We start from the raw sequence: 1,512 nt of genomic DNA, 5'->3' as shown, positions 1-1,512 counted from the left end.
CTCCAACACCGGTCGCACAAACGGTCGGTTACGGACAGGCTAGCGGCGAAGTCTCAAGTGCCCACATTCCGCGTCCAGAATCCGTGTGCGAAATGGTCGTCGCACAACGAACGGTTCCAGCGGTTGTGAGACCTTGGCCATCCTTCCGTAGGAACCGGGCTCGGAAGTGCGGTAGGCACCCCAGTCCGGTGAACGCGTTCATCCCTTCCCGGCGCGGCATCGGCTCAGTCAGACTCGGAAAACCTCGTCAAAGCCACGGGTACCCGTCACAACCGTCGTTGGCCGGGACGGTCGTCGCCCGCGGTCGGGATGCGGCGAAGAACCGCCTCGACATCCTCCAGGCGCAGCCTGATTGGGCGACCGCTCCCTGCGCCACGCTTGCCGAGCGTGTAGCCCGGGAGTTCGCCGCCAGCGATAAGGCGACGGACGGTCTTCTCGGACACCGCCAGCACCTGCGCGGCTTCAGAGAGGCTGATGTACCTGGGCAATGGCGACACCACGTGGAGCCTGCTGGACTCGAACCCGCAACCCCTGCGTTGCAAACGCAGTGCGCTACCAATTGCGCCAAAACCCCTAACGTCGCTGGACGCCCGCCGTGAGCCGTTGGCCGTCAGTTTCGTCGCCGCCAGCGTACTAGTCTGTCAATCGCCGGGCCGGGCCCGCAAGCGGGATCATCGGCACGCAGGTCGTCGGGCCATCTTCTCCCCGAGGGCCCCCGTCGATCAACTCCCGTGCGTCGAGAGGCTCGTCCAACGGCACGTGGCGATAGGTGACATCTACGTCACTGCACGACTCCGCGTGGACGAGCGACTGCTGGATCCCCCGAGCGCCGCGACTTCTTGAACCAGGACGGCGACCTCCTCGGCGTTCTCGTCCACGGACGCAGTCCTCGTCTCGACCCACACACTCACCTTCCACAGCCGGGTCCTGCGCCGCCTGATTGGAGCGCCTGGATGCCACCTGGGCGGTTGAGCGGGCAGCACCGTCCTGGCATTGACCCGCCGATGCGTCATCAGATGCAGGGATCGCCAATCTCGCGCCCCCCACAGGTCGTCCAGCGAGGGACGCGGGCTCCCCCACCAGCGGGTTCGGCTTCGCCCGGCCAGCATCCAGCCGAGACAGCGTGCTCTTCAAGGCCTACTGCGAGTCCTGCTCCTCATTCAACTGGTCGATCAGATCACTCAGCAGTTCGGGGTTGGAGGAGTCGTTCCCACCCGTCTCAAGGACCGCGGCCACGATTAGGTTGGCGGTGTCAGTGGCCACGTGTTCTCGCGCCTCCTTCAACTCCGTCTCTAGTTCTTCGGTTGTCTGAACGAGACCAGGGTCAAGGTCAGCAAATCGCGCGGGCTTTATCCCCAGATCCTGCAACACGAACTGATACTCGGTCAGAGTGAGCAACTCGCTCTGTCCGTCAACGATGTCCCACGCTAGATAACCGAGAGTCGTTGGTCCTATGACGAGCAGTTCGGTCTGGTCCCGGCGTAGCGCGTCTACGTCGCGACGGATGCGGTC

At 64.2% G+C, this 1,512-nt stretch carries 2 protein-coding genes and 1 tRNA gene; all 3 read right to left on the bottom strand.

Annotated elements, in window-relative coordinates; translation table 11 throughout:
- Nucleotides 1–266: 266 nt before the first annotated feature.
- The gene (locus ACXJKL_RS20945; protein WP_457208922.1) at nucleotides 267–497 is read right to left on the bottom strand and encodes a helix-turn-helix domain-containing protein; all 231 of its coding nucleotides are present in this window, start codon (nucleotides 495–497) and stop codon (nucleotides 267–269) included.
- A 4-nt stretch (nucleotides 498–501) separates the two neighbouring features.
- Nucleotides 502–574: transfer RNA gene (locus tag ACXJKL_RS20940), tRNA-Ala, on the bottom strand.
- A gap of 563 nt (nucleotides 575–1,137) precedes the next feature.
- Nucleotides 1,138–1,512, bottom strand: a 375-nt coding sequence (locus tag ACXJKL_RS20935) for a hypothetical protein (protein ID WP_457208921.1), incomplete at its 5' end; no start/stop codon positions are given.

It is taken from the genome of Nocardioides sp. P5_C9_2 (assembly GCF_054049555.1).
Note: the sequence above shows the minus strand (reverse complement) of the source record. Positions and strands in the feature narration are given on the sequence as shown.